The following is a 14938-nucleotide window of genomic DNA, read 5'->3' on the forward strand; positions in this document are numbered from 1 at the left end:
TATCATCTGCTCTCCTATGCACAAACATGCTATCCTGTTTTTCCTCCTGGCTGTGATCTCCCTGCCGGGTAAAAGTCAGCTCCGTCATACCCTCTGGGATGTACCTGCTATTTATCAAACACCTGCTTATGAAGTGATCAGCAGGGATTCCGCGATAGGCATTCTTTATAAGGGACTTCCTTATCATGACAGCACCCAGCAGGTATTTGCCTACTACGCCACTCCCGGCACTGTTACCGGCAATAAAAGTCTGGATCATGATCTGCCAGGGGTAGTGCTGGTGCATGGCGGGGGCGGTACAGCATTTAAAGAATGGGCCATTATGTGGGCGAAGAAAGGCTATGCCGCCATCGCCATGGACCTGCGGGGTAATGGTCCGGGTAAAGTACACCTGGAACATGGCTTTGTGGAGCCCGACAATAAAACACCCTATTTCACCATCACCCCTGCCCTCTCTGGACAATGGATGTACCAGGCCGTGGCAGATGTAATCCTGGCGCATAACCTGTTACGCAGCAAGCCGGAGGTAGATAGTAATCGTATAGCCCTCACCGGTATCAGCTGGGGTGGTATCATTTCTTCTCTGCTGGCAGGCGTGGATAACCGCTACCAGGTGGTGGTGCCGGTATATGGCTGCGGATACCTGTTTGAAAACAGTTCCATGCGCCAGGAACTGGATTTGCTCCCCGCGGCAGACCGGCAAACCTGGGTACAACAATATGATCCCTCACAGTATATCAGCAAGGCCGTTATGCCCATGCTATTTGTGAATGGAACCAATGATGGACATTTCTACCTGGACAGTTATAAAAAAACATATGAACAGGTAAAAAACAGGAACCTCTGTGTTAAAGTGGGGCTGAAACACAGCCACCATGCAGGCTGGGATAATGAAGAAATTTTCTGCTTCATCAACAGCTATCTGAATCATACGCCTCCGTTAGCGCTGATCAAAAAAAGCATCACTACCAAAACAGGGGTCAGTGCCCGTGTACAGTCAGCAACTCCCCTTACAGCCGCATTTATTCATTATACCACAGATACGACTACACGCTTAAAGGATAAAGTATGGCAAACGGCGAAAGCCGATATACAGGGCCGGTACCTCAAGGCGCCCCTGCCACCTGCCGGAACGCAGATCTGGTTCCTATCGGTCACGGATCAACGGGGTATGCAGAGTTCAGGGGACATCAATTTTATTCCATAGCGCTATAACGTGTTACAACATTTAATAACCAGGAAAACTTTCTCAAAAAAATTTGTGTAGTTAAATAACTACGCTTATATTTGTAGTCAAATAGCTACATAATGAATTTGCGTAGAGATGTATTTCAAGCCATAGCAGACCCTACAAGGAGGGCAATACTGCTATTAGTAGCCACACAGGGCATGACTGCAGGCGCCATTGCTGCCAATTTTGACACAGCAAGACCGACCGTTTCAAAACACCTGCAAATACTCACCGAATGCGAATTGCTGGAGCAAAAGCAGACGGGCAGGGAAATTCACTATTATATCAATGCCAAAAAAATGAAAGCCATAGCAGACTTTATTGAACCATTCCGCCAAATGTGGGATGAACGTTTTAATAAATTAGAATCCATCATGAAAAAATATAAAACCAAAAAACCGGAATAACTATGGAGCCTAAAACAAAAGTACATGCCGAAGACGGCAAACAGGAATTAACAATAACCAGGGAATTCGACCTCCCATTGGAGTTATTGTTCCGGGCCTACGTAGATCCCGAAATTGTGGAGCAATGGATGAGTACCAAAGTGCTGAAACTCGATAACCAAAAGCAGGGCGGCTATCAATTTGAAACAACCGATCCTAGGGGCAACAAGCACGGATTCAGTGGCACCATCCACGAGTTTGTTCCGGACCAGAAAATCACCCGGACCTTTGAAATGGAGAATACAGGGTTTGGCATTCAGCTTGAATTCCTGGAATTTGAAGCTCTCACGGACGATACCAGCAAACTCAGCATGCATATCGTATACAGATCTATAGCACAAAGAGACCAGTATTTACAGATTGGTATGTCTAAAGGCATGAATATGGCACATAACCGTTTACAGGAAATTGTTAACAAACTAAAATAACACATCATGTCAAAGAGAAATAAAATCATCTATTGGATAGCCACGCTCTGGCTGTCACTGGGCATGGTATCTACCGGAATAGTGCAGCTGATGAAAGTGAAAGGCGAAGCAGATTTCACGGCTCACCTGGGCTATCCTGACTACCTGCTACCGCTACTGGGCACCTGGAAAATGCTGGGAGTTGTAGCGATACTTATTCCTAAATTTGCCTTATTAAAGGAATGGGCATATGCAGGCTTTTTCTTTGCCATGACCGGAGCTGCATTTTCCCATATCGCAGCAGGCACCACGAAGGAAATAGGACCTTGTTTGCTATTACTGGCACTAACCGTGATATCCTGGTATTTCAGGCCCGCAGATAGAAGACTCGTTTTGGTTAACATCAATAAATAAACAGCATGAATCCGAAAGTTGATTTTTATTTTGAGAACGACAATAAATGGCAGGAAGAAATCAAGAAATTGAGAATCATCCTTCTTGATTGTATGCTGACGGAAGAATTGAAATGGGGCTGTCCCTGTTATACGTACCAGGATGGTAACGTCGCATTAATACATGTGTTTAAAGAATACTGTGCGGTGTTGTTTTTCAAAGGTGCGCTGTTAAGTGATCCCAATGGTATCCTTATCCGGCAATCCGAAAATGTACAGGCAGGACGCCAGGTCCGGTTCACCAGCGTGAAAGAAATAACGCAGCTGAAATCTATCTTGAAGACTTATGTTTTCGAAGCCATTGAAGTGGAAAAAGCCGGTTTGAAAGTGAAGCTCAAAAAGACCGAAGATTTTAAAGTGGCGGAAGAATTTCAAAAGAAATTAAATAAAATGCCTGCCCTGAAAGCCGCATTTGAAGCGCTGACACCAGGACGGCAGAGAGCCTACAATCTTTATTTCACTTCCGCCAAACTACCCAAAACCAGGGAGTCAAGAGTAGAAAAATATATCCCGCAAATCCTCGATGGAAAAGGATTGAACGATCTGTAATTTCCAAGACTAAATCAATTAAACTTTAAAATAACTACAGCTGCAACACGGTTACCGGTACCCTATCTCAGGGATACCGGGAAAAACCGTTTATAAGTAGGGTATCCCATAAACTTTCGTTTCCCAATACGGTTGTTATTTGCCCGCTGATGTAAGTCCTGCCGCAACATCACAAGTATACCGCCATATGTACAATTTGGGATCAGGTTTTCACCCTGGGGAATATCCTTTTTTCAATATCCTCTAAATGCCCATACACTCGCATTTGTCATTCTCAAATACCCAATACACTCTCTTTGAATATTATGCAATACGCCATACACTCCCTTTAGCTAATCTTCAATCTACCCCTCAAACAGGTTCCCCGGATTATCTTATATTTATCTTATCAAAATCATCTCCTATGGCAAAACAAATGTCTGTCATTTCCTTCACGGGAAAACTCGGCAATCTCATTGGGTATAAGCGCAATGGCAACTACTTCCTGCGCACCATGCCTGAAAGCGTGCAGCAAACGGCTGCAACACGTCGCGCATCCCGGCGCTTTGGCATCGCCAGCAGGAAAGGCGCTTTTATCCGGCATGCTTTCTATCCCCACCTGGGTATCCATTGTGATGGCGGCCACATCAATCGGCTCAATAAACTACTCATTGCTGCCGGCGACCATCATGCGGCCATCACAGGCTTCCGCTTCAATCAGCATACCGGGGTAGATCGTTTCTTTCCGGTAGCTCCCCGGCTTTTCGCTAACGGAATATTAAATATTCCCGCACAAACCATCGCCGGGTATAAAGGTATTGCTGCCCTGGAAGTAAAAGTGATCGCAACGCGCATTGACTTTATATCACGTCAGGTGACGGGTAGCGAAACGGTGACGCTCATGATAGATACGGATACCACTTTCCAGGAAACAAATGTTTCGCTGGAGGTACCCGGGGAAGGTTCACTGGTAGTCGTTTTCCAGGTAAGAGCCCTATACAAAGACGGCCCATCGGGCAACAGGCAATATATGGCCGCAGACATTATTGCGGTGGCAGCGCCACAGGTGCCCAAATATGCAAATAAACGTAGGTACCCAAAGCGGACGAAATTGCTTCCCAAACTTACCTATACACACGCATATCCATCCGTTATTCAACTGGAATAAAGTCACCTTGCCCCCGGAGATATTTTGATAAATAAACCCTTTATACCTGCTTCCTTTAAATAATATATCTTTTTCCGCAACTACAGCCTGGTCCTGAAGTAGCCTTGCTATGGCCACTTCTGACCTCCCTACTTCTTCTCATTCAATTTCATCGGGGTTATACATCCGGAACTCACCCCCGCATCAAGTCCACCTCTCCTGCAGTGCTTCTCTATGTGCATAGCGGGTGCTAAGCATAACATAGACAGTATCAACGTAATGAAAATATACTTTTCAAGTTAATAATTCATGGTTACCTCCCAGGTTTTCAACTTGATACCAATTCGCTATTTTTTATACCTTTGCGCACACCTATACTTGTACCCATGGAACAACAAACAACAGAAACATCCATTTTTGAGAATGAAATACATCTGAGTAACGCCAGTTCTGGAAAACGCCTGGGCAACTACGTCATCGATTTATTAAGTTTTTATGCCGTCATATTCCTTTTCTTTTTCTTTCTTGCCATGGTATCTCCCGACACATCAGACGCTATGCTATCCTCACTGGATAATGAGCTCCTGGAGAGAGTCTTAGCATTAGTATTTTTCGGGATCTATATGGGCATAGTAGAAGCCATCTTCCGCGGCAGAACACTCGGTAAACTGATCACGGGTACCAGGGCAGTAAATATGGACGGCACCGCCATTACTCCGCTCAAAGCTTTCTACAGGGGAATTATCCGTGCCGTTCCTTTTAATCCGATGAGCGGACTGGGAACAGGAACCTGCAACCCCTGGCATGACCGGTGGACAGACACCTGCGTAATTGAAATTAAGAACTCTATATTACCAATAGGCGCATAATAAAAAAGCAGGACGGTCAGTCCTGCTTTTTTTAGTTAATCCTGTCGGCTCATCACCACCAGCTTCTTCACCATTTCCTTTTGTTGTATGCCCATGCGTAAAAGGTAAATGCCCGGTGTAAGATTGCCTAGCTGCACACGGATACTATTATTGCCTTTACGTAAAGAGATACCGGGCTTTGTCAGCACCAGTTGCCCTTTCAGGTCATATACTTTTAGTGTAGTCATCTCCGTTACCGGCGCTACCAGTGAAATGGTAATTTCTTCTCCGGATAACGGGTTCGGATATACGCTGCCCGACAAATCTTCATTTCCTTTCAAGGTGGTCAACCTCTCCGGATGTACAACAGCCACCGCTGACTGCTGCAATGGTGCTATATTGAAATTACCCATTACCTGCACTTCCGCCAGACTCAACACTACATCGGTGCTTTGCAGTTGTACCCGCACATACCGGCCCGTATTGTTGATAGCAATCACTGAAGGGCTGCCCGCAGCAGCTGTTTGAAAGTAATCCTGCACGCCGGCCTGTGCCTGTGTACCGCTCACCGTGGAGGAGGTAAAGGGAACATCGGAAATAAAAATATGGTAATTAGCAAGACGACTACCACAACAGTCCGTTCGATTATAGATACTGATAGTCTGGATGTTGGCGGAAGCGCCCAGATCCACCTGCCACCAGGGCTGATTGGTTAAGGACTCGGCAGTATGGGTAACAGAGTTGCCGAAGTAATCACCGTTGGTATTACCATCTACTGCCAGTGGCGCAAGACCGCTGGTACTGCTATGATCGCTCGATTGGGTAGCCGCCTTATTCAGGGCCAGGTTGCTGGCAGGAACCACTACCGCACCTGCATTTTTCCAGTAAAACAGGTCAGCCAAACCGCCATCCAGTGTATCATTGAGCTGATATTTTTTGCCACTGATCAATGTCAGGTTCACCTTTTCCACCACGCCATCTTTCCTTCTTACCCGGTATAAAGTATCTACAGGATAAGTACCGAAATTAATACTCAGTGTAATTTTCTGCTTAGCCAGGTTTGCTTTGCCCTGGATAGTATCCGTTAAGATCCCTGTGGTGCCCGGAGCATTGCAACAGCCGTTGGAAACCGTCAGGCCATTCAGGATCATGAAATAGGCGGCGCTGGTACTGGTCACAGGCGCCATGGTAATACCACTGGTATTATCGATACCTGGTACCGGCTTAAAGTACCCGATGGCTACATCTCCTCTTAAACCGTTGTTGGCAGCGCTTACCAGGTTGGTAGCGCCAATGCTGGTAATATAGGGTCCTGCTGTTGAATCCCAGGCAGCAATGCTGGCAGGAGCTGTATTATTCACCGCAGTGCTGCCGGATAGATGTTGCCCGGCGATGAAGCGTATATCGCGGGTACGCAAACGCGATAAATGTGGAGACAGGTGCCCCACTTCATCACCCAGTCGCGCATTTTGCCAGTATTGGGCAGTAGGCGTACCATTCTGATCTGTCCAGAAGAAGGTATCATTACCACCAACGTAGCGGAAGCTGTTCATCCATTTGGCGCCCATAATCAGGAACGCATATACGCCGATATTAAATTCTGATTCAGATGGATAGTAGTTATAGGAACCACCGTTTCTGCTGCCTTTATATCCCTGCAGATAGGCCCCAAAAGCAATAGGCGAAGTACCACTGCCATCATAACCTTCCAATGCCAGTTTGCGGTAGGTGTACATGTCCTGCAGGATCGCGGCCTGGGAGCCTCCCGCTGCGGGATTTCTGTTTACATAAAAATAGTAATAATCGTAGGTCAGCAAATCAGGCCTGGCTGTTTGCAGATAGGTCCGGAGATTGGCTTCAGACCATTGACCGGTATACTGATTATTATGTACCAGTACATTGGGGTATTTATTCCTGGACACCGTAAACCAGTCACGCATATAGTTTTGTACTGTAGTGCTATAACCTTCTTCATCGCCAAAACAAATGCTGGATAACAAGTTACTGTCTGCCGCCTGCAGGGTATTCAAAAATCCATTCGACTGTTCAAAGGCAGTAGGGCCGCGGCTTACCTGTGTACCAAAAGGTCCTTTCACCAGTCCCCATTGCGCGGTAGGATTTTGCTGATGAATGGTGTAGTTGTACATAGGGCGTTCATAATAGGTAGGCGCAAAATGGCTGTTTGCTAATTCATTGCCACTTGGATAATGATCTGCTCCCGGCTGCATATACCAGCTAACACCGCTTTGCGCAAAAGTGCTGACCAGGGAGTTGTTGGTAAATGCCGCATTGGATACAAACAAATAAAACCCTTTCAGTCGCTGATCGCAACAGTCGGTCCGGTTCCAGATGCGGACAGAGTCGATGGTAACAATACTGCCCAGGTCTACCTGCCACCAGGGTTCCATGGCAGCATTACCGTCGAGGGTATGTGTCACCGAGCCCGCAGCAAAGCTGCCGTTGGTATTACCATCTACCGCCTTGCTGCTCAATCCGCTGCCGGGGCTGTTATCAGATGACTGCTGCGTGGTTTTACCCAGCGCTACATTCACGCCACCGCTGAATACCTGCACTTCTGCAAGACTCAGCGGGTCCGTGGCAGGTAGCTGAATCTTTACATAGCGGCCGGTTCTGCTGATATTAATCGTTGTCAGCGCCGGAACGGGATGATCTTCGGAGGCGCCATCTACCCGGATCCAGCTTTGGTACTGAATACCTTTCTGAATAAAGATTTTGTCCTGCCGCGTCATGGTTTGTGACCGGGAGCTGCCCGCCAGCAACAGCAACCCGATGGTACCCCACAGGGGTACACGGCTGTTTTTAAAATTCAGTTGCATACAAATATGTATTTAGTGATCAGAGAAAACAGTACTGCGCCCGAGCGGCCGGCAGTATATCTTGTGAGGTAACCTTAACGGTTACACGTTTTTTGTTTCTTTTTGGTTGAATCTTCTTTCATTGCACTGTTTCGGGATCATCAGCTATCGTGGTTCATTCGTTTTCATAGTTGGAAAGCCATAAAGCCTCCCTTTATATAGTGGGTATAATTTCCTGCTTACCCTTACCCGGAGGAAATATTTTTTTCAGAGGGTATCGCTAGTAGTATTTTATCTCATTCCCCTGGTATTTTCTCCTACCTTCTGTTTGACTGCTACTTTTAGCCGGGGGTAATTTGCCAATTGAAAAAAAAGGAGTTTATTTGGTTGCACGTACGTATCACCTTATCAACTGTAATTCCGGTGGCAATGGAGCAATACACGGATGAAGAGCTGCTACAACTGTTGATGCAGAACAATGAAGTGGCATTTCGCCAACTCTACAAAAGATACTGGAAAAAACTGCTTGCCAAAGCTTATACGCAGCTGCAATCCCATGCAGATGMGGAAGAATTGGTACAGGACGTGTTTGTGAATATCTGGCACCGCCGCCAATCTCTGCAAATCAAATACAGCTTCCATACTTATATCTCTGCCGTTACCCGTTATAAAATATTTGAGCGGATAGCTGCCAATAAACGGCTACCGGTAACGGAAGATGCCGCCGATTGTATTGTTTCCGATCATTCTACCGAACAATGGCTGGAGGGTGAAGCGCTGAAAGCAGCTATAGAAAGCGTGATTGGTACACTTCCCGAAAAATGTCAGCTGGTATTCCGGTTAAGCAGGGAACAGGGCCTGACCGAAAAACAAATTGCACACACCCTGCAGATATCTCACAAAACAGTAGAATCACACATGAGCAAGGCATTGCGCATATTAAGAGGGGCCGTCAGTCACTTCCGCTGCCTGTTTTATTCTCTCTGAAAAATATTTTTTCTGCACCACTAAGGGTAAGCACATTTTTTCACCCACTATATAACAAAGGGCATTGATATGCAGCCACAAATACCGGACAACATCAGGCAACTGGCCGATAAATGGATAAGAGGAACGATCACCGCAGCAGAAAGAGACATTTTGTTGGAATGGTATGCGCAGCAAACTCCTGCCGAAATTACCTGGGATTCGGCAGATGCGCATGAAAGTGACATGGAAGAACGATTGTTTGCTGCGTTGCAACATAAGCTATCGCCCCGCTTACAGCCGGTTAAAGGCCACCTGCGTAAACGACTGATGCAGGCAGCAGCCGTATTACTACTCATCGTCGCAGGGTGGGCAGGCATCCATAAATGGCAGCAAAGTAATATGGTGATCGTTTCGGCAGATGGCGGTATTAAAAAAATGATTCTGCCCGACAGCAGTATTGTGTGGCTGAAAGGCAATAGCTCCCTCTCCTACCATGCCAGCTTTGGAAAAAAAGACCGGCAGGTAGAACTAAAAGGAGAAGGGCTATTTGAGATAAAGAAAGATGCGGCCCATCCTTTTATCGTGGAAAGTGGCCAGTACACTACGCGGGTATTGGGCACCAGCTTCAATATAAAAGAACAAACACCCCACAACTCCTTCTCCCTGCTGGTATTAACGGGCAAGGTACAGGTAGCAAAGAAAAACAGTAAAGACAATACAGCTCCATTGCTTATTACCCCGGATTATGAGTTCATTAGTAACAACCGCCAGTCATCCGTGAATAAGGCCAGCAGCACAGAGAGAGCGCAATCAGTGAATGGTACGGAATACGACATGAACTTTAACCGTACAGCATTCCCGGATATCATCAAACGGGTCGAACATAAATTTGACGTGAAATTTACCGGCAGCTATCAATCATTTGAAGCCTGCCGTATTACAGCAGATATTACTGATCAATCATTATCTAATTCTCTAAAACTCCTTACCATGGCCATCAATGCGGAGTATCAAATTAACGACGGTACTATCATGATTACAGGAAGCGGATGTAAATAAATACAAATAAAAACAGGGATGCGCGAACATCCCTGTATAATAAGTCCAAACAACAAACAGCTATTTATTATTTAAACTCAACCAAAGTTACATGAAAAAATGTAAAAGGGAATGTCATGTCTGTTCCTTTCCGGGCAAGGTATTTCAGGACAGTGAAAAGCCGGATTATCTTTCTTCCGGATTAGCATCATCAATCAAAACTATTATGCGCGTTAGCCTGCTGCAACTACTATTGGTCACCATTACGGCTACCCTTTGCTGGGCTTCGCCACTGGCTGCCCAGAGTGCATTGGAGAAAAAAGTCAGCGCCACCTTTAAGGAACAACCTTTGTCGGCCGTGCTGCAACAACTGGGTAAAAAAGCCGGTGTACGTTTTGTATACAATGACCAGGTGCTGGGAAAAAGTAAACCCGTAACGGCCACCTTCCGGGAGTCTACCCTGCAACAGGTACTCAGCAGCCTGCTACCGGCAGATCAGATTAGTTTTGAACTGGTAGATGATAAATTTATTATCCTCAAAGTAAAGCCGCTCCCAAAAGCGACGCTTAACAACGCCGATATCGCGCCTGCTCCCATTGTAAATGCCGCTGTAACAGATACTTTCATCGTAAAAGGTACCGTAGTGGATAAAGATGGGCATCCGATGCCGGGAGCTACTGTAGGAGTTAAGAAAACCAGTCGCGGTACTACCACCGATGCACAGGGCCGTTTTTCGTTACGGGTAAATGAAGGCGAAACACTGGATTGCAGTATGATTGGTTACCAGCCGTACAGTATACAGCCCACACCGGGCAGTCCCCTGAAGATAACACTGGAAGCAGCCGTGTCCAACCTCGAAGATGTGGTAATAGTAGGCTATGGTACTACCCGCAAAAAAGATCTCACCGGCGCGGTAACTACCGTTAAAAGTGATGTATTTAAAAATGTGCCGGTGACACGTGTAGACCAGATGCTACAAGGTAAGGCCGCCGGTGTACAGATTACGTCCATCAGTGGTGCACCAGGTACGGGCACGTCTATACGTATCAGGGGTGGCAACTCTGTGAATGCAGACAATGAACCACTATATGTAATAGATGGATTGATTGGCGCAGGAGATTTAAACCTGATTAATCCGGAGGATATTGAATCTATTCAGATACTGAAAGATGCTTCCGCTACTGCCATCTATGGCGCCAGAGGCGCTAATGGTGTCATCATCATTACCACCAAAACCGGCAAGACCGGGGAAGATAAAATCAATGTGAATGTATATAATGGCTGGCAGCAGGTACCTAAATATATTGATATGATGGGCGCCGCTGATTATGCTAAGCTGGCCAATGAAAGTTCGCTCGACTATGGCGGTCCGGTATTATACAGCAATCCGGATTCCCTGGGCCGTGGCACCGACTGGCAACGGGAAGTATCACGGGTAGCCGCTATGCAGAATATCACCATGAGTGCCAGCGGAGGTAAAGACAATTATCACTACTTTTTATCGGCCAACTATCTTAACCAGGAAGGTATCATCATCAACTCCGGTTTTAAACGTTACCAGTTAAGGGTGAACCTGGACAAATACGTAAAAAAGAATGTGAAAGTAGGGACTATTCTTAATATTGGCCGCTCAGAAATCAAGAACAACACCGTACAACTCGGCGGGCAAAACTATGGTCAGTCGGCCCTCTCCTACAACCCCGCTTCTTTGGTGTACAATGCCGATGGCTCCTTTGCCAGCAAAAAACCCAATGATCCGCAAACATATGATAACCCCGTAGCACAGGGCACTTTACCGGTAGACAACAGCATCAGCAATAACATCATCGGTAATGTATTTGTACAATGGGACATCATTCCAGGTCTTTCTTTCAAATCTATTTTCGGATCTGAAATGAACTTTGTGAAAAAAGACGCCTATACACCGGGCAGTTTACCTACACGGGCAATTGACGGCAAAGGCGGTTTTGCCAGCGGCGCTTCCCGTAATACACTAATGTGGCTGAGTGAAAATACCCTCACCTACGATAAGCAACTGGGAAAAGATCACCATATCAACATCCTCGCCGGTACCACGTATCAAAGGTCAAACACGGATACCTTAAGTGCCACCGGTGATAAATATGCCACCGACATCTTTCAGTATAATAACCTGGGCGCCACCGACCAGACCACATTTCGCATAGGCTCACAGTATGATCAGTTTACGATCGTTTCTTTCCTGGGCAGAATTAATTATAGTTATAAAGAAAAATACCTGTTTACTCTGACCGGTCGTTCCGATGGTGCTTCCCGCTTTGCGGCAAATCACAAATACGCTTTTTTCCCTGCAGCAGCCATCGCCTGGCGCCTGGAAGAAGAACCTTTTATCAAACACCTGAATGTATTTGATAACCTGAAACTGCGGGCCAGCTATGGCTACAACGGTAACCAGGCCATTCCAACCTATTCTTCCCTGCCGGCACTCAGGTCGGCAAACGGCTATATCATCGGTAAAAAACAGATCCTCGGCTATGTGCAATCCCAACTGCCCAATCCGGATCTGAAATGGGAAACCACCCGCCAGTTTGACCTGGGCCTGGAAGCAGGATTTCTCAAGGGCCGCATCAGCGTAGAACTGGATTACTATAATAAACGCACTAAAGACCTTTTGTTAAGTCAGCAGCTACCTACGCAAACCGGCTTTACCAGCAAAACTACCAACATAGGTGTGGTGGAGAATAAAGGCCTTGAATTACTCATCAACACACAAAATATCGCGCATAAAAATTTCAGTTGGGAATCTTCTCTCAATATTTCCGGTAACCGTAGCAAGGTGGTAGACCTGGGTGGCGTAGAAAGCTTTGACCTGGCCGGTATCGACTTTGGCGGCTATAGTACAGTGAGCAAATTACAGGTGGGTCACCCGGTAGGTACATTCTGGGGCGCCACTTATTACGGTGTACGCAAATCAGATGCAATACCCAAAGGTGCAGTAGATCCAAGTGCCAATCCGAAGTTAGGAGATCCATTATATGTAGACCGGAACGGTGACGGCAAATTTGGTCAGGAAGATTTTAGTGAAATAGGTAATGGCAACCCGAAATTTTTTGGTGGTATCGGTAATACTTTCCGTTACAAAAACTTATCACTGAACATTTATTTCCAGGGTTCTTTCGGCAATGATGTAATGAACCTGGCCGATGATTTCTACAAGACAGGTGAGCCACTGACCAATCAATATGCGATGATCAAAGACCGCTGGTCGCCTTCCAACCCTAATTCCAATATTCCCCGCGTGAACTCCCGGAACTATATTCCTTCTACTATGTGGGTATACAAAGGCTCCTTCCTGCGGTTGAAATCAGTGAACCTGGGCTATAACTTGTCTGGTAAAGCTATGCACAGTCAGTGGATCAATAACCTGAACGTATATATTACCGCTACCAACTTATTCAATATCACCAACTATCCTTACTACGATCCGGAAACCAATTCTTATGGCACCAGTTCTACCCTACGTGGATTTGATAACACCAACTATCCGCAGAACAGAACGTATGCTATTGGTGTGAACCTGACCCTGTAACAGCAGGTGTTGATTGATGATATTTAAAATAACAACCAATGAAGAAAATATTTTTAATAGCGATAGCATTTGCCACTTTTATTTCCTGCAAAAAATCGTTGACGGAAGAGCCTAAAAGCTTCCTGTCTCCTGACCAGTTCTTTAAATCTGATCCCGACGCCATACAGGGCGTAAATGGCGTCTATTACTGGCTGGTGGGCACCTACCCTAACCGCCTGTTTCAACAGGAGCTGTGGCAAACCCTGGATGAGAATTGCGATGTAATCAGGGTACCGCATCCCGGCCCCTTAAATATTACCGCCGGATCTCCGGGCAATGCGCCGGTGATGTACAGTGCTTTTTATAAAGGCATCTACGCCGCTAACCTGGTCATTGATAAGGTATCGAAGTCGCCCACCATTTCCGCTGCCACCAAAACCAGGGTGTTGGGTGAAGCGAAATTTCTGCGGTCACTGTTCTACTATTACCTCACTGGTTTATTCGGAGATGCGGTACTTTATACCGAAAGCAACTACGCCGGCATAGATCAGTCTAAAACCTTTCCCAGATCGCCTGTGGCAGACATCCGCAAACAGATGATCGCCGATCTGACAGAAGCGGCAGCAGGACTACCAGCCACCTATGCGTCTTCCGACAACGGTCGCGCCAGCAGCGGCGCAGCCCTTGCCCTGCTCACCAAAGTGTATTTATGGACCAAAGATTATGCAAAAGCGGAAGAAACTGCCATGAAGATAAAAACTTCCGGCACCTATATATTACTTCCCGACTACGCATCCGTATTCAGCGCCGACAATGAATTCAACAGGGAGTCGATTTTTGAAATAGATTTCCAGACAGACCTGCTCAACAGCTACCAGCATGCCTTCTATTCGCCCAACAACACCGTGGGCGCAGCACCTTTTGTCAGCAAGCCATGGTATCGCTCCTATGTGCCATACCATTCCTTTGCCAACAGCTTTAATGCAAAAGACAAAAGGAAGGCATCCCTCATCGCTACTGGCTATAATGGAACCTCCTTCCGCCCGGATAATACCAACAAAGTAGATGTATGGTTTGGGCCAAAGTGGTGGCGCCTGGACGCCGGAGAGCGTAACAGCGGTCTGGATATCTACTTACTGAGATATGCCGATGTTTTACTCATGCTCGCAGAAGCCGCCAATGAAAACGGGCATACCGCCGTGGCTGAAGCAGCCCTGAATGAAGTAAGAAAACGTGCTGGTTTAGACGATGCCACCGGTCTTTCACAGGAACAGTTCAGGAATGAAATTTACCAGGAACGCGCCTGGGAATTAGTGGGAGAAGGACACCGCCGCTTAGACCTGATCAGATGGGGTAAATATCCGCAGGCGGCAGTAACCGCATCTGCTACGGAAGAACCGGAGCTGTCAGCTTCCTACAAGCCTTATTACGTGCTGCTGCCGATTCCGGCTACGGAAGTAGCGAAGAATCCGGCACTGGGACAGAATACAGGGTATTAAATTATTTGCA

General features: G+C 46.5%; 12 protein-coding genes. 11 read left to right on the forward strand and 1 reads right to left on the reverse strand.

Going from position 1 to position 14938, the window contains the following annotated elements:
* The first annotated feature begins 16 nt into the window (after positions 1 to 16).
* The 7 genes from AC1DCV_RS06445 to AC1DCV_RS06475 all read left to right on the forward strand — a co-directional run bounded on the left by AC1DCV_RS06445 (position 17) and on the right by AC1DCV_RS06475 (position 5080).
* Entirely contained in the window at positions 17 to 1207 is a 1191-nt protein-coding gene (locus AC1DCV_RS06445; protein ID WP_477022413.1) for an alpha/beta hydrolase family protein, read from the forward strand.
* 101 nt (positions 1208 to 1308) lie between these two features.
* On the forward strand, positions 1309 to 1638 hold the full coding sequence (locus tag AC1DCV_RS06450) for an ArsR/SmtB family transcription factor (protein WP_441575625.1): 330 nt from the start codon (positions 1309 to 1311) through the stop codon (positions 1636 to 1638).
* A gap of 2 nt (positions 1639 to 1640) precedes the next feature.
* Positions 1641 to 2105: an SRPBCC domain-containing protein gene (locus tag AC1DCV_RS06455; protein ID WP_477022414.1), complete on the forward strand. Its 465-nt coding sequence runs from the start codon at positions 1641 to 1643 to the stop codon at positions 2103 to 2105.
* Between the two features lie 6 nt (positions 2106 to 2111).
* Complete coding sequence (locus tag AC1DCV_RS06460) at positions 2112 to 2498, forward strand: DoxX family protein (protein ID WP_477022415.1); 387 nt, start codon at positions 2112 to 2114, stop codon at positions 2496 to 2498.
* Between the two features lie 5 nt (positions 2499 to 2503).
* Positions 2504 to 3085 (forward strand): YdeI/OmpD-associated family protein, encoded by a 582-nt coding sequence (locus AC1DCV_RS06465; RefSeq protein WP_477022416.1) that lies wholly within the window; start codon positions 2504 to 2506, stop codon positions 3083 to 3085.
* Between the two features lie 403 nt (positions 3086 to 3488).
* Positions 3489 to 4232, forward strand: coding sequence for a hypothetical protein (locus tag AC1DCV_RS06470; protein ID WP_477022417.1), 744 nt, complete (start codon positions 3489 to 3491; stop codon positions 4230 to 4232).
* Between the two features lie 365 nt (positions 4233 to 4597).
* The gene (locus AC1DCV_RS06475) at positions 4598 to 5080 is read left to right on the forward strand and encodes an RDD family protein (protein WP_441575620.1); all 483 of its coding nucleotides are present in this window, start codon (positions 4598 to 4600) and stop codon (positions 5078 to 5080) included.
* Between the two features lie 35 nt (positions 5081 to 5115).
* Here AC1DCV_RS06475 and AC1DCV_RS06480 read toward each other — a convergent pair whose 3' ends face one another.
* Positions 5116 to 7896 (reverse strand): T9SS type A sorting domain-containing protein, encoded by a 2781-nt coding sequence (locus tag AC1DCV_RS06480; RefSeq protein WP_477022418.1) that lies wholly within the window; start codon positions 7894 to 7896, stop codon positions 5116 to 5118.
* 408 nt (positions 7897 to 8304) lie between these two features.
* On the opposite strand from AC1DCV_RS06480, the gene AC1DCV_RS06485 reads away from it, so the two are divergent.
* From AC1DCV_RS06485 to AC1DCV_RS06500, 4 genes are all read left to right on the forward strand, one after another.
* Positions 8305 to 8862 (forward strand): RNA polymerase sigma factor, encoded by a 558-nt coding sequence (locus tag AC1DCV_RS06485; RefSeq protein WP_477022419.1) that lies wholly within the window; start codon positions 8305 to 8307, stop codon positions 8860 to 8862.
* A gap of 69 nt (positions 8863 to 8931) precedes the next feature.
* A complete protein-coding gene (locus AC1DCV_RS06490; protein ID WP_477022420.1) occupies positions 8932 to 9903 on the forward strand; it encodes a FecR family protein in 972 nt (323 codons plus the stop codon).
* A 205-nt stretch (positions 9904 to 10108) separates the two neighbouring features.
* Positions 10109 to 13450, forward strand: a complete 3342-nt coding sequence (locus AC1DCV_RS06495) for a SusC/RagA family TonB-linked outer membrane protein (protein WP_477022421.1) — start codon at positions 10109 to 10111, stop codon at positions 13448 to 13450.
* A 38-nt stretch (positions 13451 to 13488) separates the two neighbouring features.
* Positions 13489 to 14928, forward strand: coding sequence for a RagB/SusD family nutrient uptake outer membrane protein (locus AC1DCV_RS06500; protein WP_477022422.1), 1440 nt, complete (start codon positions 13489 to 13491; stop codon positions 14926 to 14928).
* Positions 14929 to 14938 lie beyond the last annotated feature (10 nt).

This window comes from Chitinophaga sp. 10T418, from assembly GCF_056394125.1.

Coding starts and splice junctions, on each gene's coding strand:
- AC1DCV_RS06445 (WP_477022413.1), top strand. CDS start 17: ATGCACAAACATGCTATCCTGTTTTTCCTCCTGGCTGTGATCTCCCTG.
- AC1DCV_RS06450 (WP_441575625.1), top strand. CDS start 1,309: ATGAATTTGCGTAGAGATGTATTTCAAGCCATAGCAGACCCTACAAGG.
- AC1DCV_RS06455 (WP_477022414.1), top strand. CDS start 1,641: ATGGAGCCTAAAACAAAAGTACATGCCGAAGACGGCAAACAGGAATTA.
- AC1DCV_RS06460 (WP_477022415.1), top strand. CDS start 2,112: ATGTCAAAGAGAAATAAAATCATCTATTGGATAGCCACGCTCTGGCTG.
- AC1DCV_RS06465 (WP_477022416.1), top strand. CDS start 2,504: ATGAATCCGAAAGTTGATTTTTATTTTGAGAACGACAATAAATGGCAG.
- AC1DCV_RS06470 (WP_477022417.1), top strand. CDS start 3,489: ATGGCAAAACAAATGTCTGTCATTTCCTTCACGGGAAAACTCGGCAAT.
- AC1DCV_RS06475 (WP_441575620.1), top strand. CDS start 4,598: ATGGAACAACAAACAACAGAAACATCCATTTTTGAGAATGAAATACAT.
- AC1DCV_RS06480 (WP_477022418.1), bottom strand. CDS start 7,896: ATGCAACTGAATTTTAAAAACAGCCGTGTACCCCTGTGGGGTACCATC.
- AC1DCV_RS06490 (WP_477022420.1), top strand. CDS start 8,932: ATGCAGCCACAAATACCGGACAACATCAGGCAACTGGCCGATAAATGG.
- AC1DCV_RS06495 (WP_477022421.1), top strand. CDS start 10,109: ATGCGCGTTAGCCTGCTGCAACTACTATTGGTCACCATTACGGCTACC.
- AC1DCV_RS06500 (WP_477022422.1), top strand. CDS start 13,489: ATGAAGAAAATATTTTTAATAGCGATAGCATTTGCCACTTTTATTTCC.